The sequence below is a fragment of the Bradyrhizobium sp. C9 genome (assembly GCF_002532045.1).
Lineage (GTDB): Bacteria > Pseudomonadota > Alphaproteobacteria > Rhizobiales > Xanthobacteraceae > Bradyrhizobium.
The window spans coordinates 631,373-650,361 of the sequence record NZ_NWTG01000001.1; the positions used below are offsets into that span (position 1 = coordinate 631,373).

Genomic DNA, 18,989 nt, shown 5'->3' on the forward strand with positions numbered 1-18,989 from the left:
CACCTCGCTCAGAACATCGTGTTGTTGTTCGCCGGATTTTCCGGAACGGGCTGCACCACGTCCCAATGCTCGACGATCTTACCGTCCTCGAGCTTGAAGACGTCGATGATGGCATTGCCGCGGGTGCCGGGCTCGCGCACGGCGTGGACGTGCAGGATCACGTAGTCGCCGTCGACGAACGAGCGCTTGATCTCGCTGTGCGAGTTCGGAAACTTCTCGCGAAGGAAGCCGATGAACTTGCGGAAGCCTTCGGGGCCGTCGGCCGCGCCGGGATTGTGTTGCACATAGCGGTTGCCGACATAGGCGAGCGCGGCGTCGGCGTCCTTCTGGTTCAACCCCTTTTCGTAGAACGCCAGTACCGCCTTGCGGTTGGCTTCCTGCTGCGCCTCGCTGGTCGCGGCCATCGCGGCGGAAGAGGCGAGCGTGAGGAAGAGAGCGGCAACGGCTGTCCGCGGCCGGAGAAGGGTCTTCATCTGGTGCTCCCGAGGCTGGTGGCGCGCAACAAGCGCGGCGCACAGCGCTCTCTACAGCCTCCGCGCGGGCGCCGGAAGAACGCACTCCCGGCTCACATGGTTACCGTGAGATACTGGAGCCTCGTTCCGATTGGCCTCACGCCGCCTTCACCGCAGCCCCATGCGCGTGCTTGTCGATGGCGTCGATGATCTGCGGCCACATCGGGATCGGCAATGCGTGGCCCATGCCCTCGACCATCAGGAGCTTTGCGCCGGGGATCGAGACCGCGGTGTCCTTGCCGCCTTCGGGATGCACCAGCGGATCGACGGTGCCGTGAATCACCAGCGTCGGCGCCTTGACGCTGCGCAGGCGCTCCTTGCGGCTGCCGGAGGCAAGGATGGCGCGGAGCTGGCGGCCGACGCCCTCCGGATTGAGGCCGCGCTCAAAGGTGCGCCGGGCGCGCTCGGGATCGAGCGCTTCATCCTCGGGGAACGAGCCGTTGCGCAGCACCTTCCAGGTCTGGCCGAAGCGGACGAAATACTCCTCCTTGCTCTTCGGCGGCGGCGCCATCAGCACCGCGGTGGCCTCGCGGGTCGGACCCGGTATCTTCGGATTGCCCGTGGTCGACATGATCGAGGTCAGCGAGAGCACGCGCTCGGGAAAGGTGATGGCAACCTCCTGCGCGATCATGCCGCCCATCGAGGCGCCGACCAGATGCGCTTTGCGGATGCCGAGCGCATCCATCAATCCGATCGTGTCGCGCGCCATGTCGGCCAGCCGGTACGGCGCTGCGACCGGAATCTTCAGGAAGCGCAGCTTGAGCAGCTCGAGCGCGGTCAGCCGCTTGCCGCCGCTCATGCGGGAGGACTTGCCGATATCCCTGTTGTCGAACCGGATCACGCGAAAACCGCGCGCGGCAAGCCGGCGACAAAATTCGTCGTCCCAATGGATCATCTGGGCGCCGAGGCCCATGACCAGAAGCAGCGGCTCCGCATTCGCATCGCCAAATATCTCGTAGCAGATGTCTATGCCGTTGGCGCGGGTGAGTTGCGGCAACTGATGGGCGAGCGTGGTCACGGGCGTCCTCTCCTGGGTTCGCAGTCAGGAAGCTGCATGCTGCCACGGATTGACGCAGCGCAGAAGAGCTTCGACGTCGCTGGGCGCGCCGCGCAGTTGACCGATCAACGGCAACAGTGTCGTATGGCACAAACAAGTGGAAGCGCGACAAGCGCTCGAGATTGGTATGGAGGAGGGCCGCATGGCCGACAAGGGCAACGACCCTGCCGTGATCTGGCAGACGATGATTGGCGAGATGGAGAAGGGGTTCAACTCCTTCGGCAACCAGTTGATGAGCTCGCCTGAATTCTCGAAGGTGATGAATCAGGCCGGCAGCGCTGCGGCGGGCGCGCAGAAGCAGCTCGGCGAGTTGATGGAGAAATATCTGCTGGCGATGAACCTGCCGAGTCGTGCGCAGCTCGTCGGCATGGCCGAGCGTCTGCAGTCGATGGAGACCCAGCTCAACGAGATCAAGACGCTGCTGCAGCAGGTGCATCACAATTCGCTGGCGCCGGACGACGGCCATGGCGCAACGCCGCGTCCGCCGCGCACCAGGCGTCCGCCATCGGAGGGAGACGGCAAATGAATGCTCCCACCTCCACCCCCTTTGATTTCGCCTCGATCTCCGAGCGGGTCCAGTCCGAGGTGCAGCGCGCGATCCAGCGCAGCATCAAGGGCGTCGAGTACTTCTCGAGTTCTGGCCCCGAACTCGGCTCGACGCCGAAGGACGTGCTGTATTCGCGCGGCACCATGAACCTCTATCATTACCGGTCGCAGGCCGACGAAGTCTATCGCGTGCCGGTCCTGATCGTGATGGCGACCACCAACCGCGGCTACATCCTCGACCTGGTGCCGGGCCAGAGCTTCATCGAGTTCCTGCTGAAGCGCGGCTTCGACGTCTACATGCTGGACTGGACCGCGCCGAAGCCGGAGGAGAAATCGCTGCGCATGGAGGACTACGTCCTCGACTTCATCCCGGAATCGGTCCGCCGGGTGCAGCAGGATTCCGGCGAAAAGGACGTCTCCGTGATCGGCTATTGCTTCGGCGGCGTATTGTCGCTGCTCTATGGCTCGATCTTCAACGACGGGCCGATGAAGAATCTGATCTGCTTCACCACACCGATCGATTTCCGCGAGATGAAGCTGTTCTCGAATTTCGCCGACCGCCGCTACTTCGACGTCGACCGCCTGATCGACAGCACCGGCAACATGCCGCCCGAGCTGATCCTGCAATCGTTCGACATGTTGCGGCCGGCCGCGCGCGTCGTCGGCCAGATCCAGCTCTGGGACAACATCTGGAACGACGAGTTCGTCAAGTCGTACCGGATGTTCGACCGCTGGGCGACCGACACGCTGCCGCTGGCCGGCGAATATTTCCGCACCATCACCAAGGACCTGATGTGGGACAACAAGCTCTTCAACGACACCATGACGGTCGGCGGCCGCGCCGCCAGGCTCGCCGACATCAAGGTGCCGATCCTGCACGCGGTCGCCGAGCACGACCACATCGTGCCGTATGATGCGGCAAAGCACCTGATCACCAAGATCGGCTCCGCGGACAAGGAGGAGGTGATGCTGAAAGGCGGTCACGTCTCGCTGGTCGCCGGCGCCAATGCAATCAAGCGGCTGTGGCCGAAACTGGACTCCTGGTTGGGCAAGAGATCGACCTGAGAAGGGTCGACTTGAGAGAGATCGACATGACTGAACAACGTTTCTATCCGCGCCACGTCAAAACCGAGGCCGGCGACATCGAGTTCCGCCTGATGAAGCGGGCCGACGAGGCCGCTGTGCTGGCATTCGCGCAAAAACTGCCGACGCATGATCTGCTGTTCCTGCCGCGCAACATCAGCCAGCCGAAGGTGCTGTCGGCCTGGATCAACGAGATCGAGCGCGGCGACATCACGAGCCTGCTCGCGATCAAGGACGGCAGAGTGGTCGGTTGCGGCACCCTGGTGCGCGATCCGCATTCCTGGTCGCCGCATGTCGGCGAGATCCGGATGGTGGTGTCGCTCGACGTGCGCGGGCAGGGCGTCGGCCGGGCGCTGTCGCAGGAGACGTTCGCGATTGCCCTTGGCGCCGGGCTGGAGAAGTTCTCGGTGCAGATGACGGTCGACCAGCGGGCGGCGATCGCGCTGTTCGAAAGCCTCGGCTTCAAGGCGGAGGCCCTGCTGCGCGACCATGTCCGCGACGTCGAGGGCAAGACCCACGACATCGTCGTGCTCGGGCACAACGTGGCGCAAGTCCGGGCGCAAATGGAGGCGTACGGCGTCTCGGATGCAGTTGGCGGTAATTAGAGACCGTTTTCTGCCGGCACCTTAGGCAACCTGCCGGTTTCTCACGCTGTTCACAGGTTCGTGATATCGCGCTGCAACATCGATGTTGCGACGCACCATGGGGTGTGTCATAACACCGTTGCCCCGGGCCAAACCGGACGGGGTGAGCCCATAGCTCAAACCTGAGGATGGAGAGACCCCAATGACCACCGAAACCAATTCCGTGCTGAACAGCGTCAAGGAAGCCTTCGCGCCCGTCACCGAGGCGTTCACCAAGCTCCAGAACTTGGAAGTTCCGGAAGCCGCCCGTGAGTTCGTGAAGAAGCAGGCCGAGGCCGCCAAGACCCGCGCTGCCGACGCGTATGCCGGCTCCGAGAAGGTGACCAACGTGATCGAGACCGCCGTTGCCGGTTCGGTGACCGAGGCCGCCAAGATCAGCCGCAACATCCAGCAGGCGCTCTACCAGGACGCCGAGGCGTTCTTCGCCGGCATCGACAAGCTCGCCTCCGCCAAGTCGCTGAGCGAAGCTGCCCAGATCCAGTCGGACCTGGTCCGTGCGCGTGGCGAACTGTTCGTCTCGCGGGCGAAGGCCACCACCGAGTATCTCGGCAAGCTCGTCACCGACGGTGCGAAGACCGCGCAGGACAACTTCTCGAAGGTCTACAGCAAGACCGCCTGATCGCGCTGGCACTGACCGACTGCCCTTTTCGAAGGCCCGCCATTTTGCGGGCCTTCTTTTTTGCCGGTGCTTCTCATACATCGTTGATGTCGCAGCTGCCGTCATTGCGAGGAGCGACAGCGACGAAGCAATCCATTTCTCCGCAAGCGGTGAAATGGATTGCTTCGCTCCGCCCGCAATGACGGTTAGTGTCCCGCCAGTGCGAGAGCCCCTTCGATCCCCATGACCCTTCCTGCAGCCCTCATCGCAACGCCCGTCGATGCCGAACGCGCAGCCGAACTGCGCCGCGTGAAGTGGCTTGCGACCGGCGTGTTGGCGGCAACCCTGATCATCTTCATTGCAGCGAAGGCGCTGCTGCCGGTGCATCCCGCCTTCGGCTTCATCGCGGCCTTTGCCGAGGCCGCGACCATCGGCGGGCTCGCCGACTGGTATGCGGTCGTCGCGCTGTTCAAGCGGCCGCTGGGGCTGCCGATCCCGCACACCGCGATCATCCAGAGCAACCAGGAACGCATCGCCGAGAAGCTCGGCGAGTTCATCGAGAACAATTTCCTGGAATCCGGGCCGGTCGAGGCCAAGCTGCGCGAGATCGATTTCGCCACGTTCATCGCCGACTGGTTGCGCGACCGCAAGCGGTCGGAGGATCTCGCCCGCTTCGTGCTGCGGATGCTGCCCGAAGCGTTTGCGGCGACCGAAAGCTCAGGCTTGATGCAATTCATCAGCCGCCGCGTCACGACGCAGGTGCTCTCGGTCGATCTTGCGCCGCTTGCGGCCGGCGCGCTGCGCGGCTTCGTGCAGGAGGGCAAGCATGAGGGGCTGCTCGACGACCTCTTGCGCGCACTGCACCAGACGCTGACGCAGCAGGAGACCATGGCCGTGATCCGCGACAAGGTCCGCGCGGAGATGCCGACGCTGCTGAGACTCTACCGTGCCGACAAGTTCGTGGTGAACCGGATCATCGCCTCGGCCACGAAATTCTTCGAGGAAGTGCGCAACGATCCGCAGCATCCGTTCCGCGGCGAGTTCGACCGCATGCTGCTGTCGTTCGTCGACCGGCTCGGCAGCGACAAGGCGTTCGCAGATCGCATCGACGGCCTGAAGCGCGACCTGCTGGCGCGGCCGGAGCTTGCCAATCTCGGCCGCACCATCTGGGCCAACGTCAAGGACTTCATCGAGCGCAGCGCCTCGGGCGAGTCGCAGGTGCTGCAGCATCAGCTGGCCCGAATGTTCGTCGAGGCCGGCGATGCGCTCGATGGCGATGCCGAGCTGCGCGGTGAGATCAATCAGGGTCTGGTCGCGATCCTGCGCACGGTCGTTGCCGAGCAGAAGAGCGGCGTCTCGAGTTTCATCGCCGACCAGATGAAGAGCTGGGACATGGAGCAATTGATCTCGCTGATCGAAGTCAATGTCGGCAAGGACCTGCAATACATCCGCTTCAACGGTTCGCTGATCGGCGGACTTGCCGGGCTCGCGCTTTACACGCTGGAATACGTGCTGCGGCTGCTGTGACCGATTGGGCACGGACGTCACAATAGTTGTGGCAAGTGTGACCTGGCCCGCTTGCACGAAAGTGATCGGTTCCCTAGCTTTTCAAGGTTGCTTGTTGCGTTGCGGAACGATTCCGCCGGGTTTGCGTCAATCCTGTTGACCCATTCCTGATATTCCCATTGCCGGCCGCCAAGACAGTGCCGGAAGAGGAGTTGAAATGTCCGTTGCTGCGCAGACGCTACGCCCGCCGTCCAGGACGCTGATGTTTCTGGAAGGCCGCGCCATTCACGAGCTCGGTGCCTTTCTTGGTGCATTGCCGCTGCTGAGCCTCGCGCCGCGCGGCGATGGGCATCCGGTGTTGGTGCTGCCCGGACTGATTGCCTCCGACATGTCGACGCGCCCGCTGCGCGACTTCCTCAAGAGCAAGGGTTACGGCGTCAGCGGCTGGCGCCAGGGCCGCAACCTCGGGCTGCGCGCCGGCGTGCAGGACGGGATGGTCGATCTGCTGCAGGAGATGAATGAGACCAGTGGTCGCAAGGTCTCGGTGATCGGCTGGAGCTTAGGCGGCCTCTATGCGCGCCAGCTCGCCAAGATGATGCCGGAGCGCGTGCGCCAGGTGATCACCCTCGGCAGCCCGTTTGCCGCCGGTCCGAAGTCGACCAACGCCTGGCGCGTCTACGAGATGGCCAGCGGCCGCCGGGCCGATGAGGAGGATTCCCGTTTCGGCGGCGCGCTCGCCAGTGCACCGCCGGTGCCGACCACCGCGATCTTCAGCCGCACCGACGGCGTCTGCGCCTGGCAGGGCTGCCGCGAGCAGGCTTCGTCGATGACCGACAGCATCGAGGTCGAGAGCAGCCATTGCGGCATGGGTCATCATCCGGCGGTGGTCTACGCGGTCGCCGATCGCCTCGCGCAGAAGGACGGTGAGTGGGCGCCGTTCGATCGCAGCGGCTGGCGCAGCCTGGTCTATCCGGATCCCAATCGCTGACGCTTCTTCTTGCCTCGCTCCGCTTGCGGGGCGAGGCAGAAGCTCAAGCGGCTGCATTGTCGTGAATCGACAAAACGCGCTATGCGTTGGGCATGCCACAGCCGCTTGCCCGCATCGTCGATCAGCTGAAGCGCGAGCCGTCGCGCACCGGCTCGATCATCATCACCGTGTTCGGCGATTCCATCGTGCCGCGCGGCGGCTCGGTGTGGCTCGGCACGCTGCTGGAATTCTTCAAGTCGCTTGATATCGACGGCAACGTGGTGCGCACCGCGATGTCGCGGCTGGCCGCCGACGGCTGGCTCGAGCGCAGCAAGGTCGGCCGCAACAGTTTCTATCGCTTGAATGCCAAGGGCCGGCAGACCTTCGACACCGCAACGCGGCACATCTACGATCCGCCGCCGTCGGACTGGACCGGCCGCTTCGAGTTGCTGCTGATCGGCAATGCCGAGGATCGCGATGCCGCGCGCGAGGCGCTGAAGAATGCCGGCTTCGGCAGCCCGCTGCCGGGCGTGTGGGTCGCGCCGTCGGGCGCGCCGATCCCCGCTGAGGCGTCGCGCGCGATCCGTCTCGAAGTGTCGGCGGAAGATGACAGCGGGCGCCGGCTGCTCAGCGAGAGCTGGCCGCTCGACCGCACGTCGGACGCCTATCTGAAGTTCATGAAGACGTTCGAGCCGCTGCACGGCTGGATCGTCAGGGGCGAGAAGCTGAGCGATGCCGACGCCTTCACCGCGCGCATCCTGCTGATCCATCATTATCGCCGGGTCGTGCTGCGCGATCCGCTGCTGCCGTATCAGCTGCTGCCGAAGGACTGGCCGGGCAGGGCAGCCCGCAAACTCTGCGGCGAGATCTATCGCGGGCTGCTTCCGCCGTCGGAACAATGGCTTGACGACCACGCAACCAACGAGGACGGACCGCTGCCGAAGCCCAACGGGGCCGTGGCGCGTCGTTTTGAAGGCATCTGAATATATTACAAAAACATATTGCATTCTGAAATTTGTGTTATATATTTCCACCTAACAACACACTGGGAGGTCGGCCATGTATACGCAGGCGCTCAACTCATCCGACGGCGACGATCGCGGCGTCGAGGATGTCGCCCGTGCCAGTCAGTTCCAGGCCCGCATCGATGCCGACGAGCGCATCGAGCCGAACGACTGGATGCCTGCGGCCTACCGCAAGACACTGACCCGGCAGATTTCCCAGCACGCCCATTCCGAAATCGTCGGCATGCTGCCCGAGGGCAATTGGATCACCCGCGCGCCGTCGCTGCGCCGCAAGGCCGCGCTGCTCGCCAAGGTGCAGGACGAATGCGGGCACGGGCTCTATCTCTACGCCGCCGCCGAAACGCTCGGCACCTCGCGCGAAGAGCTGGTCGACGGCATGCTCTCGGGCAAGGCGAAATATTCCTCGATCTTCAATTACCCCACCCTGACCTGGGCCGACATCGGCACCATCGGCTGGCTGGTCGACGGCGCCGCGATCATGAACCAGATCCCGCTGTGCCGCTGCTCCTACGGCCCCTATGCGCGCGCGATGATCCGCGTCTGCAAGGAAGAGTCGTTCCACCAGCGCCAGGGTTTCGAGATCATGGTGACGCTGTGCCGCGGCACCGCCGAGCAGAAGGCGATGGCGCAGAACGCGCTCGATCGCTGGTGGTGGCCGGTGCTGATGATGTTCGGCCCGCCGGACCAGGTCAGCCAGCACAGCGACACCTCGACCAAGTGGAAGATCAAGCGCTTCTCCAACGACGAGCTGCGCCAGAAATTCATCGACGCCACCGTGCCGCAGGCCGAGTTCCTCGGGCTCACGATTCCCGATCCCGGCATGAAGCAGAACGAGAACGGCAATTGGGTGCACAGCCCGATCGACTGGGACGAGTTCAAGCAGGTGCTGGCCGGCAACGGCCCCTGCAACCGCGATCGCCTCGCCGCGCGCCGCAAGGCGCATGAGGAGGGCGCCTGGGTGCGCGAGGCCGCGATGGCCTATGCCGAGAAGCGCAAGAGCCGCCAGCTCGCGCAAGCCGCAGAATAAGGGAGCCCGAGATGGCCACGCCGAACACCCCGCTCTGGGAAGTCTTCATTCGCAGCCGCAACGGTCTTGCGCACAAGCATGTCGGCTCGCTGCATGCGGCGGACGCGACGCTCGCCCTGCAAGCCGCGCGGGACATCTACACCCGTCGCGGCGAGGGGCTGTCGATCTGGGTGGTGCCCTCGAACGCGATCACCGCGTCCGATCCGGCCGAGAAGGGCATGATGTTCGAGCCGGCGGAAACCAAGATCTACCGCCACCCGACCTTCTACGACGTTCCCGACGAAGTCGGGCATATGTGAATTTCACCCGTCATGGCTGGACGATGCTGCGCATCGCCAGGAGAACCATGACGCCCCGATCGTAACCGCGGCCATCCTTCGAGACGCCTGCTGCGCAGGCTCCTCAGGATGACGTCGAGCAAGTGGATGCAGGTGGAATAGAGAACATGGCAACCGCCAACATCGAAGTCTCCGAAACGCCGCTGGTGCTCTACGCGCTGCGCCGCGCCGACGATGCGCTGATCCTCGGCCATCGGCTGTCCGAATGGTGCGGCCATGCGCCCGCGATGGAAGAGGACATGGCGCTCGCCAATATGGGTCTCGACCTGCTCGGCCAGGCCCGCGAGCTCTACAGCTACGCGGCCAAGGTCGAGGGCCGCGGCAACGACGAAGACAAGTTCGCGTATCTGCGCGACGTCAGGCAGTACCGCAATCTGCTGCTGGTCGAGCAGCCGAACGGCGACTTTGCCCGCACCATGGTGCGGCAGTTCTTCTACGCGGCATTCGCCGATCTCTACTGGCGCGCGATGATGGCATCCTCCGATCCGACCTTTGCTGCGATCGCAGCGAAGTCGGAGAAGGAGAGCGCCTATCATGTCAGGCATTCGTCGGAATGGATCGTCCGCCTCGGCGACGGCACCGAGGAAAGCCACCGCCGCGCGCAGAATGCGATCGACGATCTCTGGGCCTATACCGGCGAGATGTTTGCGGTCGATGACGGCGAGCGCAGCCTGATCGAGGCCGGCATCGCGATCGATCCTGCGGCGCTGAAGCCGCGCTGGCTGAAGACCATCACCGGCATCGTCAACGAGGCGACGCTGGCGTTGCCGAAGAGCGACTGGATGCAGCAGGGCGGCCGCAGCGGCAGCCACAGCGAGCATCTCGGTCATCTCCTCAGCGAATTGCAGTCCCTGCAGCGCACCTTCCCGGGGGCAACATGGTGACGGTTGCACTCAGCGATGCCGATCTGCGCCGGCGCGCCTGGAGCGCGGCCGCGCAGGTGGTCGATCCCGAAATCCCCGTTCTGACCATCGCCGATCTCGGCGTGCTGCGCGATGTCGCGGTCCATGACGGTCATGTCGAGGTCGCGATCACGCCGACCTATTCCGGCTGTCCCGCAATGAACATGATCGCGCTCGAGATCGAGCTCGCGCTGGAGCGCGAGGGCATTCATCGGCCCAAGGTCCGCACCGTGCTGTCGCCGGCCTGGACCACCGACTGGATGAGCGAGGACGGCCGCCGCAAGCTCAAGGAATACGGCATCGCGCCGCCGCTGCCGGGCTCCTCCCGCCGCGCGCTGTTCGGCGAGCAACAGGTCGCGTGCCCGCAATGCGGCTCGGGCGAGACCGAACTGCTGTCCGAATTCGGCTCGACCTCCTGCAAGGCGCTGTGGCGTTGCAAGAGCTGCCGTGAACCCTTCGATTACTTCAAGTGTCATTGACCATGTCGACACCACGATTTCACCGTCTGTCCGTCAGCGATCTGCGCCGCGAGGCGTCGGACGCCGTCTCGATGACCTTTGCGATCCCCGACGATCTGCAAGGCGACTACCGTTTCACGCCGGGCCAGTATCTGACCTTGCGCACCACGATGGACGGCGAGGAAGTCCGCCGCTCTTATTCGATCTGCTCCGGCCCCGATGACGGCGAATTGCGCATCGCGGTGAAGAAGGTCGACGGCGGCGCCTTCTCGAACTGGGCCGCCGACGAGCTGAAGGCCGGCGACGAGCTCGACGTGATGACGCCGACCGGCCGTTTCGGCGTCGCCCATGCGCCCGGCGAGGCACGGACCTATGTCGGCTTCGCTGCCGGCAGCGGCATCACGCCGATCCTCTCGATCATCAAGGGCGTGCTGGCGCGCGAGCCGGACAGCCGCTTCTTCCTGTTCTACGGCAACCGCTCGACCGAAGGCGTCATGTTCCGCGAGGCGCTGGAGGAGCTGAAGGACCGCTTCATGCAGCGGCTGTCGGTGTTTCACGTCATCTCGGGCGAGGAGCAGGACATCCCGATCCTGCACGGCCGGCTCGACGGCGAGAAAGTACGCGTGCTGCTGCGCTCGCTGGTGCCGGCCTCAACGGTCGATCATGTCTTCGTCTGCGGCCCGGCCGCGATGAGCGAGACCATCGAGGCGACCTGCCGCGAGATCGGCATCGCCGACGAGCGCATCCATGTCGAGCGCTTCGTCTCGGAGTTCGGCGGCAAGCCGCGACCGAAAGTCGTCGTCCCTGCCGGTGCGCCGCCGAAGGCGATCGCCGGACTGATCATCGACGGCAAGCGCCGCGAGGTGCCGGTGGCCGACGGCGAGTCGATTCTCGACGCCGCGCTGCGCGCCGGCATGGACCTGCCGTTCGCCTGCAAGGGCGGCATGTGCTCGACCTGCCGCGCCAAGCTGGTCGAAGGCGATGCGCCGATGGATCTGAACTATTCGCTGGAGCCGTGGGAGCTGAAGGCGGGGTTCATCCTCACCTGCCAGGCCAAGCCGTGCTCGGGCAAGGTCGTGGTCGATTACGACCACGTCTAGTTCTACGCGTGTGTTGACACCCAAGGTGTCGCGCCCAACACTGACGCCAAGAGGCCTGCTGCAAACGGGCCCACGCACAGGGAGTTCGATGTGAACGTGAAGGCCACGCTATCGCCCGAGGACATCGCCCGCGCCTGCGCGGATGCGATGTGGAAGGAAGACGACGCCAGCAAGGGTCTCGGCATGGAGCTGGTCGAGATTAAGCCGGGGCAGGCGACGATGGCGATGACGGTGCTGCCGCACATGGTCAACGGCCAGCGCATCTGCCATGGCGGTTACATCTTCACGCTGGCCGATTCAGCCTTCGCCTTTGCCTGCAACAGCCGCAACGATCGCGCGGTGGCGGCGCAGGGCAATGTCACCTTCATCCGGCCCGGCAAGCTCGGCGACCGTCTGGTCGCGGCCGCGCGCGAGATCTCGCGCAGCGGCCGGTCGGGAATCTACGACGTGCGCGTCACCGCCGGCGACAGCGTGATCGCCGAATTCCGCGGACATTCGCGCGTGATACCCGGCACCTGGCTGCCGGATGCGGACATCAAGGCATAGGCTTCAGGGGAAACGTCGATGGCAACGGCAAGACTTAAGGATAGCGGCTATCGCGCCGAGCTCGATGCGGCCGAACGCGCCTCGCGCGACGAGATCATGGCGCTGCAGACCAGGCGGCTGGCCTGGTCGCTCAAGCACGCCTATGACAATGTCGCGCATTACAAGAAGAGTTTCGACGCGGCGGGCGTGCACCCCACAGACTTCAAGCAGCTTTCCGATCTCGCCAAATTTCCGTTCACGGTGAAGACCGATCTGCGCGAAAATTATCCCTTCAACATGTTCGCGGTGCCGCGCGAACAGCTCGTTCGCGTCCATGCGTCTTCCGGCACGACCGGCAAGCCGATCGTGGCCGGCTACACCAGGGCCGATATCGACACCTGGGCGGATGTCATGGCGCGCTCGATCCGCGCTGCCGGCGGCCGCAAGGGCATGCTGATGCACAATGCCTATGGCTATGGCCTGTTCACCGGCGGCCTCGGGGCGCATTACGGCGCCGAGCGGCTCGGCTGCACCGTGATCCCGATCTCCGGCGGCATGACCGAGCGGCAGGTGCAGATCATCAACGACTTCCGGCCCGACATCATCACGGTGACGCCGAGCTACATGCTGGCGATCCTCGACGAGTTCAAGCGGCAGGGGCTCGACCCGCGCAAATCGTCGCTGAAGTTCGGCATCTTCGGCGCCGAGCCCTGGACCAATGCGATGCGGGTCGAGATCGAACAGGCCTTCGACATGGACGCGACGGACATCTACGGCCTGTCGGAAGTGATCGGCCCCGGCGTCGCGCAGGAATGCGTGGAGACCAAGGACGGCCTGCATATCTGGGAAGATCACTTCTACCCGGAGGTGATCGATCCTCTGACCGGCAAGGTGCTGCCCGACGGCGAGAAGGGCGAACTGGTGTTCACCTCGCTGACCAAGGAGGCGTTCCCGATCATCCGCTACCGCACCCGCGACCTGACGCGGCTGTTATCAGGCACGGCGCGGCCGGGCATGCGGCGGATGGAGAAGGTGACCGGCCGCTCCGACGACATGATCATCCTGCGCGGCGTCAACGTGTTCCCGACCCAGATCGAGGAGGCGCTGTTGGCGACCGACTGGTGCGGCGGCCATTTTGTCATCGAGCTGACCCGCGAGGGCCGCATGGACGAGATGACGGTGCTCGCCGAAGCCCGGCCTGAAGCTTGGGACGGCGAAGGGCTGACCGCGCACGCCGAGAAGGTCTCCGCCTTCATCAAGAACACCATCGGCATCTCCACCCGCGTTCGCGTCGTCGCTCCGGAGACGCTGGAGCGTTCGCTCGGCAAGGCGAAACGTGTTTACGACAAGCGGCCGAAAGAATAGCCTCTCGCCCGCAATGCAAGAGGGTGCGGGGTTTCCATGGCAGACACGAATGAAGCAACCGCTGCGCAGATCGTGGCTGACATCCGCGACCGGAAGGTGACGGCGGTCAGTGTCGCCGAGGCGGCGCTCGATCGTGCGGAGCGGCTGAAGCACCTCAACGCCTTCATCGTGCTGAACCGCGACGGTGCGCTGGCAGCGGCGCGCGAGGTCGATGCGGGAGAGCGGACCGGTGTGCTGGCCGGGCTTCCGATCGTCGTGAAGGACAACATCAACACGTCGGACCTGGCGACATCGGGCGGCACGCCGGCGCTGCAACACGCGCGGCCCGCGCGCAATGCGCCGTCGCTGCAAAAGCTGCTCGATGCCGGCGCCGTCGTCATCGGCAAGACCAATCTGCACGAGCTCGCCTTCGGCATCACCAGCACCAATCTCGCGCCGTTTGCGGGACCGGTGCGCAATCCCTATGACACGAGCCGGATCCCGGGCGGGTCGTCCGGCGGAACGTCGGCGGCGATCGCCGCGCGGATCGCCACCTGTGGCCTCGGATCGGACACCGGCGGCTCGACCCGCGTGCCCGCGGCGCTGACCGGGACCGTCGGTCTCCGCCCGTCGGTCGGCAATGGCGGCGCCGAGCGCCGTTATCACGACGACAACCAGGTGGTTCCGATCAGCCATACCCGCGACACCGTCGGCCCGATGGGACGCACGGTCGCCGATGTCGCGCTGCTCGATGCCGTGATCACGGGCACGCCGCCGGCCGCAGCCGTTCCGCTCCGCGGCGTGCGCCTCGGCATTCCCGCCTGTTTCTGGAGCGGTCTCGATCGCGACGTCGAGGTCGTTGCCCGCGCGGCCTGCGCGCGGTTCACGGCGGCCGGCGCGGTACTGGTCGATGTCGATATGCCCGACCTGTTCGAACAGAACGGCAAGGTCTCGTTCGTGCTCGCGCTGCATGAACCGATCGCCGATATCCCGGCCTGGCTCGCCGCCTCCGGGATCGCTGGGATCACGCTGTCCGATATCGCGGCCGGCGTCGCCAGTCCCGACGTGGTCGGGGCGTTCGGCGCCATCACGGCGGATGCCTTCGGCGCGGCCTATGATGATGCGATCAAGGTGCAGCGGCCGGCGCTGCAGGCGATCTATGCCGCTTATCTCAGCGACAACAAACTGGACGCCATCCTGTTTCCGACCACGATCGCGCCTGCACCCGTGATCGATGAGAAGACCGGGTCCGGCGAGATGTCGGTCAATGGCGGCGAGCCGGTGCCGACCTTCGGCACCATGATCCGCAACACCGACCCCGGCAGCAATGCCGGCCTTCCCGGGCTGTCGCTCTATGCCGGCATGACGCCTGACGGCCTGCCGGTTGGGCTCGAGCTCGACGGTCCGGTCGGCAGCGATGCCAGATTGCTCGGGCTCGGCCTGTCGATCGAGGCGATCCTGGGCACGGCCCCGCCACCGAAGCTCTGACTCGCCGGCGGCAACAAGCCCCTTGAATTGATCGGTCAGTCGATTAGTCATGGTTTGGGCCGCCTGGCCGCCACGATCCGCGCGCCCTGCGGTGCGCTCTTCGCTTCGCCCGCAACGACGAAGGCAATTGAAGGATTGTTATGGACCCCGCCACGATCGTCATCCTCGCCGCCCTGATCATCGGCCTGATCTATGGCTCGGTCGGCCTCGTCAGCGGTTTCTGCATGATGAGCGGCCTGCGCGGCTGGTGGGCCGATGGTGACGGTCGGCTGGTGCGCACCTACGCGCTGGCGATGGGGGTTGCGATCGCGGCCTCGCAGCTGCTGGCGGCGGCCGGCCTCGTCGATCTCGGCAAGTCGATCTATCTGCAGCCGTCCTTCTCGGCGCCGGTGATGTTCCTCGGCGGGCTGCTGTTTGGCTACGGCATGGTGCTGTCGAACGGCTGCGGCTCGCGGGCGCTGGTGCTGCTCGGGCGCGGCAATCTGCGCTCCTTCGTGGTCGTGATCGTGCTCGGCATTGTCGCCGAGATGACGCTGAAGGGCCTGATCGCGCCGCTGCGGATCGCGATGGTGCAGGCGTCGCAGGCCACGGTGTCGGCCAGTTCGGTGCCGGCGCTGCTCGCTAGCAGCGGCCTCGGCGCGGTGCCGGCGCGCATGGTGGCGGCCTCGGTGCTATCAGCCGTCCTGATCATTTTCGCCTTTGCCCATGCGCCGTTCCGCAAGTCGCCGGGCCAGGTCGCGGCCGGCCTGATCGTCGGCTTGCTGGTGGCGGGCGGCTGGTACGCGACCGGCTATCTCGGCGCCGATGATTTCAACCCGGTGCCGGTGACGTCGCTCACCTTCATCGCGCCGATCGCCGACGCCCTGCAATATGTGATGCTGTCGACCGGCTCGACGCTCAATTTCGGCATCGTCACCGTGTTCGGCGTGTTCGCCGGCAGCCTGGTCACGGCGCTTGCCACCGGGCGTTTCCAACTCGAAGGCTACCGCTCGCCACAGCACATGCTGCGCTCGGCAAGCGGCGCCGCGCTGATGGGCGCGGGCGGCGTGATGGCGTTCGGCTGCTCGGTCGGGCAGGGGCTCACTGGTTTGTCGACGCTGTCGCTGTCGTCATTCATCGCCATCGCCGGCATCACGCTCGGCACCGGCGCCGGCCTGCGCGGCGCGCTGCGAGTGAGGCCGCTTGCGACGGCCTAGGACATGTACTCATAACCGTCGGCTTCCAGTCCTGAAGCGGAAGTTGCCCAGTTCGGTAGTTGTCGGCGGCTCATGACCCGAAGCGGAGTTATCGCCAGCTACCGGGTTCCCGAATTGGTCCAGTGTCACCATACGTTCCCATAGGACGGTAGGTGCTGTCCGTATTTAAGCCTCAGTGTCCTAAGCTGAATTCGACAGTGTCCCAGTCTAAATCGCTCGTGAACGATCTCGTTAGAGTTATTGGCCTGTTATGGTTTTCAGGTTCATAAGCGGGGATGGACACCCATCACCGGACTTGCCAATGCGGTGCAGTCTACAACCGCACCGAGTCCATCGCCCCGACACGGGAGATCAGCAGCTTTGAATGCTCGCTGTGCGGCGTAACGCTGGAAACCTGGAACTCTGCTTGGGTCCCGAGCTATAAGTTTTTGGCCGGTCCCGTGCGACGGCCTAACGGCCCAGCGAGCTAGAAACAAAAGCGGCTGCTATCGTATTCAATTGCTATGGCAGAGTCGTTCGGAAACTCGCTTACCGTCGTGGAGGTCACCGCAGACGACTTGTCGTTGGAGGGACCAACGAAGCAGTATTGGATCGCGCGAGCTAAGCCAGATCAGGCCCTGACGCTGGTACTTACGGCGGTGCCAGAAGGCTGGACGGCGGAGCTTGTGGACATGAAACTGACCGAGAAGGAACAGCGGAAACTCGACGGCCTCCGCCTCAAACCGGGCGACATTTACCGCCTCACGAAGTAAAGCCGCCTCAGTTGGCGTCCTACCGTAGAGCCCCCAGCCAATTTTGCGATCCCATCAGGTCCTTTGGGCGCCATTCGTCCCGCGCCCCGCGACAAAAGGCCTGAAATAAACAGCTCGCTATTCCCTTCAGACAGGCAGACAGTAAACCCCATCACCGCCCGAACCGCGGCTTATATCGGTGATGAGAACGCCGGATCGCGCTCCCGCCTTCCTCTAGCGGAATGGAGTGCGCCATGTCCATGAAGCGACATCTCATACCCACTCAATCACTTGAACAGCGTCTTGGTATCCAGGCAGAGCGGCTCCGTAAGCAGGCCCGGGGAACTCCCCCCGGCGTCGAGCGTCAGCGCCTAATCCGCAGGGCTAGGCTGGCCGAAACCGGCTCACAATTGAGCGACTGGCTGCGGTCGCCGGGTTTGCGAGCGCCGACATGAGGGGCCGCTACCGTTTCCATGCGGAAAGCGGCGCGAGCAGAATAGTCAATTTTCGTAGGCGATGCGCAAACAAGACCGATACGGCAATCAAGGCGGTCCTGAATTACTTCTGGCGTAGACAGACCGACAGAAGTTCCGCTGCCATACAGAAGGACAGGCTCCGCAAGTAAAGAGGTCTTCGAACTCGAAAAGTGCAATATCCGAGATTTTGTTCGTACCCTCTCGGGGCTAGAGGAAACGCCGTCCGTATTTATTTCAAACGGGCGGCGTAACTTTGTCTGGGCCGCCGCAGTGTTGTCTCGGAATCGCGTCGGGTCGTCGTCTTCCGTTGTGCCTCAGTTGGCGGCCTCTTTCATTTATTGACGCGACGCCGTGTCGCGTATTGGCCCAAGGCCGACATGCAGCGACGTCGGTTTCGACGTCTGCTTCCCAGACCGAAGCGGACGTGACGAATCTGTGAGTACAGGACCTAATTATGCACGCGAGGGCGCGTACGCGAGCGAGCTCGGGCAGGGGCTGACCGGATTGTCGACATTGTCGCTGTCGTCCTTCATCGCCATCGCCGGCATCATGCTCGGCACCGGCGCCGGTCTGCGTGGTGCGCTGCGGGTCAGGCCGCTCGCGACGGCTTGAAGTGTTCTTGTTCGAGCATGATCTCCGCGCAAACGCGTTCCGCGTTTGTCGCGCGCGAAAACTGCTTCCTTTAAAGCGCGATGAGATTGGGTTGAATCGTCATCGCGCTTTAGCTCCTTGTTCGAGCATGATCTTTTCGAAAAAACAGCTTCACGCTCTTTCGGATCATGCTCTAGCGACCAAGTTCGTGCGGCAGCGCAGTATGCCGCGATGGGTCAGGAGCGGGCTTGTCTCTTCGGCGGGGCCGACTGGTGTTCTTGCATTATCTCTGCGGTCTCACTAGGGTGAGTAAGGTTCCCAACCTCGCAGGGGGATTACCGTGCAGTTCATCACGCCTGCGGCGCTCTGTGGCGCTCTTCTCGCTTCGACGGTCGCATTTGCGCAGGAGAAGCATATCGTTGCGTTCGATGCACCAGCGAGCGGCAACAAGTACACGCAGCAGCACATTCTCGAGGTAGGCGACGTGCCTGAGCACAAGCTGCGGCTGTTCGAGTTGGTGCGCAGTTACGGCAGCAAAGACCAGACAATTGAGAACGTCGTCCTCAAGGAGGCCGTTATCCGTGGCACCAGCGATCTGACCGATTTGAATGGGCTCGGCCGCAGCTATGTCGAATATAGGATGGAGAACGGCGACAAGATTTTTGCACGCGGATTCTTCCTTAACCACAAGCTGCCAAGTAGCGAGCGCCTGAAAAACCTTACGGAGTTGGATATCACGGGCGGCACTGGTAAATTCCGCGGCATTCGCGGCGTCGTGCGGGCTGAAACGGTTGCCGACTACAAGGCGTTCAACCAGAACCGGACCGAGTTCGAATACTGGTTCGAGAAGTAGCTGCACACTTTGCTCTATGGCG

Annotated in this window: 19 protein-coding genes and 1 pseudogene; 18 read left to right on the forward strand and 2 right to left on the reverse strand. The window is 64.1% G+C overall.

All coding sequences use genetic code 11. From position 1 onward, the window contains the following. Nucleotides 1–8 precede the first annotated feature (8 nt). A complete protein-coding gene (locus CO675_RS02775; protein WP_502693362.1) occupies nucleotides 9–404 on the reverse strand; it encodes a nuclear transport factor 2 family protein in 396 nt (131 codons plus the stop codon). A 205-nt stretch (nucleotides 405–609) separates the two neighbouring features. Beyond that, the gene (locus CO675_RS02780; RefSeq protein WP_097670470.1) at nucleotides 610–1,530 is read right to left on the reverse strand and encodes an alpha/beta fold hydrolase; all 921 of its coding nucleotides are present in this window, start codon (nucleotides 1,528–1,530) and stop codon (nucleotides 610–612) included. Between the two features lie 181 nt (nucleotides 1,531–1,711). On the opposite strand from CO675_RS02780, the gene CO675_RS02785 reads away from it, so the two are divergent. The 18 genes and pseudogenes from CO675_RS02785 (at nucleotide 1,712) to CO675_RS02880 (ending at nucleotide 18,967) form a co-directional block, all read left to right on the forward strand. Continuing rightward, nucleotides 1,712–2,095, forward strand: coding sequence for a hypothetical protein (locus tag CO675_RS02785; RefSeq protein ID WP_097670892.1), 384 nt, complete (start codon nucleotides 1,712–1,714; stop codon nucleotides 2,093–2,095). Continuing rightward, a complete protein-coding gene (locus CO675_RS02790; RefSeq protein ID WP_097670471.1) occupies nucleotides 2,092–3,180 on the forward strand; it encodes a PHA/PHB synthase family protein in 1,089 nt (362 codons plus the stop codon). The genes CO675_RS02785 and CO675_RS02790 overlap by 4 nt, the downstream gene beginning before the upstream one ends. 26 nt (nucleotides 3,181–3,206) lie before the next feature. After that, on the forward strand, nucleotides 3,207–3,803 hold the full coding sequence (locus CO675_RS02795) for a GNAT family N-acetyltransferase (RefSeq protein ID WP_097670472.1): 597 nt from the start codon (nucleotides 3,207–3,209) through the stop codon (nucleotides 3,801–3,803). Between the two features lie 181 nt (nucleotides 3,804–3,984). Beyond that, nucleotides 3,985–4,461 carry a phasin gene (locus tag CO675_RS02800; protein WP_050404030.1) on the forward strand — a complete coding sequence of 159 codons (477 nt, stop codon included), beginning with the start codon at nucleotides 3,985–3,987 and terminating at the stop codon, nucleotides 4,459–4,461. Nucleotides 4,462–4,683: 222 nt separating this feature from the next. Further along, nucleotides 4,684–5,967, forward strand: coding sequence for a DUF445 domain-containing protein (locus tag CO675_RS02805; RefSeq protein ID WP_097670473.1), 1,284 nt, complete (start codon nucleotides 4,684–4,686; stop codon nucleotides 5,965–5,967). A gap of 196 nt (nucleotides 5,968–6,163) precedes the next feature. Then, nucleotides 6,164–6,934, forward strand: coding sequence for an esterase/lipase family protein (locus CO675_RS02810; protein WP_097670474.1), 771 nt, complete (start codon nucleotides 6,164–6,166; stop codon nucleotides 6,932–6,934). A gap of 92 nt (nucleotides 6,935–7,026) precedes the next feature. After that, nucleotides 7,027–7,896, forward strand: coding sequence for a phenylacetic acid degradation operon negative regulatory protein PaaX (gene paaX, locus CO675_RS02815; protein WP_097670475.1), 870 nt, complete (start codon nucleotides 7,027–7,029; stop codon nucleotides 7,894–7,896). Nucleotides 7,897–7,972: 76 nt separating this feature from the next. After that, nucleotides 7,973–8,965, forward strand: a complete 993-nt coding sequence (gene paaA / locus CO675_RS02820; protein ID WP_097670476.1) for a 1,2-phenylacetyl-CoA epoxidase subunit PaaA — start codon at nucleotides 7,973–7,975, stop codon at nucleotides 8,963–8,965. A gap of 11 nt (nucleotides 8,966–8,976) precedes the next feature. Next, nucleotides 8,977–9,264 carry a 1,2-phenylacetyl-CoA epoxidase subunit PaaB gene (paaB, locus tag CO675_RS02825; protein WP_097670477.1) on the forward strand — a complete coding sequence of 96 codons (288 nt, stop codon included), beginning with the start codon at nucleotides 8,977–8,979 and terminating at the stop codon, nucleotides 9,262–9,264. 146 nt (nucleotides 9,265–9,410) lie between these two features. Continuing rightward, complete coding sequence (gene paaC / locus CO675_RS02830; RefSeq protein WP_097670478.1) at nucleotides 9,411–10,187, forward strand: 1,2-phenylacetyl-CoA epoxidase subunit PaaC; 777 nt, start codon at nucleotides 9,411–9,413, stop codon at nucleotides 10,185–10,187. Next, nucleotides 10,181–10,684, forward strand: coding sequence for a 1,2-phenylacetyl-CoA epoxidase subunit PaaD (gene paaD, locus CO675_RS02835; protein ID WP_097670479.1), 504 nt, complete (start codon nucleotides 10,181–10,183; stop codon nucleotides 10,682–10,684). The genes paaC and paaD overlap by 7 nt, the downstream gene beginning before the upstream one ends. 2 nt (nucleotides 10,685–10,686) lie before the next feature. Then, nucleotides 10,687–11,763 carry a 1,2-phenylacetyl-CoA epoxidase subunit PaaE gene (paaE, locus tag CO675_RS02840; RefSeq protein ID WP_097670480.1) on the forward strand — a complete coding sequence of 359 codons (1,077 nt, stop codon included), beginning with the start codon at nucleotides 10,687–10,689 and terminating at the stop codon, nucleotides 11,761–11,763. Between the two features lie 90 nt (nucleotides 11,764–11,853). Continuing rightward, nucleotides 11,854–12,309 carry a hydroxyphenylacetyl-CoA thioesterase PaaI gene (gene paaI / locus CO675_RS02845; RefSeq protein ID WP_097670481.1) on the forward strand — a complete coding sequence of 152 codons (456 nt, stop codon included), beginning with the start codon at nucleotides 11,854–11,856 and terminating at the stop codon, nucleotides 12,307–12,309. An 18-nt stretch (nucleotides 12,310–12,327) separates the two neighbouring features. Further along, nucleotides 12,328–13,653 (forward strand): phenylacetate--CoA ligase PaaK, encoded by a 1,326-nt coding sequence (gene paaK / locus CO675_RS02850; RefSeq protein ID WP_097670482.1) that lies wholly within the window; start codon nucleotides 12,328–12,330, stop codon nucleotides 13,651–13,653. Between the two features lie 36 nt (nucleotides 13,654–13,689). Next, nucleotides 13,690–15,120, forward strand: a complete 1,431-nt coding sequence (gene iaaH / locus CO675_RS02855; RefSeq protein ID WP_097670483.1) for an indoleacetamide hydrolase — start codon at nucleotides 13,690–13,692, stop codon at nucleotides 15,118–15,120. Nucleotides 15,121–15,260: 140 nt separating this feature from the next. Next, nucleotides 15,261–16,316, forward strand: coding sequence for a YeeE/YedE family protein (locus CO675_RS02860; RefSeq protein WP_097670484.1), 1,056 nt, complete (start codon nucleotides 15,261–15,263; stop codon nucleotides 16,314–16,316). A 1,690-nt stretch (nucleotides 16,317–18,006) separates the two neighbouring features. Further along, nucleotides 18,007–18,135 (forward strand): annotated as a pseudogene (locus tag CO675_RS02875) (YeeE/YedE family protein); the annotation flags it as partial. 319 nt (nucleotides 18,136–18,454) lie between these two features. Next, complete coding sequence (locus tag CO675_RS02880; protein WP_097670486.1) at nucleotides 18,455–18,967, forward strand: hypothetical protein; 513 nt, start codon at nucleotides 18,455–18,457, stop codon at nucleotides 18,965–18,967. The last annotated feature ends 22 nt before the right edge of the window (nucleotides 18,968–18,989 follow it).

Excerpts from the sequence above, each read along its gene's own strand:
- CO675_RS02775 (WP_502693362.1), bottom strand. The coding sequence starts at position 404 with ATGGCCGCGACCAGCGAGGCGCAGCAGGAAGCCAACCGCAAGGCGGTA.
- CO675_RS02785 (WP_097670892.1), top strand. The coding sequence starts at position 1,712 with ATGGCCGACAAGGGCAACGACCCTGCCGTGATCTGGCAGACGATGATT.
- CO675_RS02790 (WP_097670471.1), top strand. The coding sequence starts at position 2,092 with ATGAATGCTCCCACCTCCACCCCCTTTGATTTCGCCTCGATCTCCGAG.
- CO675_RS02795 (WP_097670472.1), top strand. The coding sequence starts at position 3,207 with ATGACTGAACAACGTTTCTATCCGCGCCACGTCAAAACCGAGGCCGGC.
- CO675_RS02800 (WP_050404030.1), top strand. The coding sequence starts at position 3,985 with ATGACCACCGAAACCAATTCCGTGCTGAACAGCGTCAAGGAAGCCTTC.
- CO675_RS02805 (WP_097670473.1), top strand. The coding sequence starts at position 4,684 with ATGACCCTTCCTGCAGCCCTCATCGCAACGCCCGTCGATGCCGAACGC.
- CO675_RS02810 (WP_097670474.1), top strand. The coding sequence starts at position 6,164 with ATGTCCGTTGCTGCGCAGACGCTACGCCCGCCGTCCAGGACGCTGATG.
- paaX (WP_097670475.1), top strand. The coding sequence starts at position 7,027 with ATGCCACAGCCGCTTGCCCGCATCGTCGATCAGCTGAAGCGCGAGCCG.
- paaA (WP_097670476.1), top strand. The coding sequence starts at position 7,973 with ATGTATACGCAGGCGCTCAACTCATCCGACGGCGACGATCGCGGCGTC.
- paaB (WP_097670477.1), top strand. The coding sequence starts at position 8,977 with ATGGCCACGCCGAACACCCCGCTCTGGGAAGTCTTCATTCGCAGCCGC.
- paaC (WP_097670478.1), top strand. The coding sequence starts at position 9,411 with ATGGCAACCGCCAACATCGAAGTCTCCGAAACGCCGCTGGTGCTCTAC.
- paaD (WP_097670479.1), top strand. The coding sequence starts at position 10,181 with ATGGTGACGGTTGCACTCAGCGATGCCGATCTGCGCCGGCGCGCCTGG.
- paaE (WP_097670480.1), top strand. The coding sequence starts at position 10,687 with ATGTCGACACCACGATTTCACCGTCTGTCCGTCAGCGATCTGCGCCGC.
- paaK (WP_097670482.1), top strand. The coding sequence starts at position 12,328 with ATGGCAACGGCAAGACTTAAGGATAGCGGCTATCGCGCCGAGCTCGAT.
- iaaH (WP_097670483.1), top strand. The coding sequence starts at position 13,690 with ATGGCAGACACGAATGAAGCAACCGCTGCGCAGATCGTGGCTGACATC.
- CO675_RS02860 (WP_097670484.1), top strand. The coding sequence starts at position 15,261 with ATGGACCCCGCCACGATCGTCATCCTCGCCGCCCTGATCATCGGCCTG.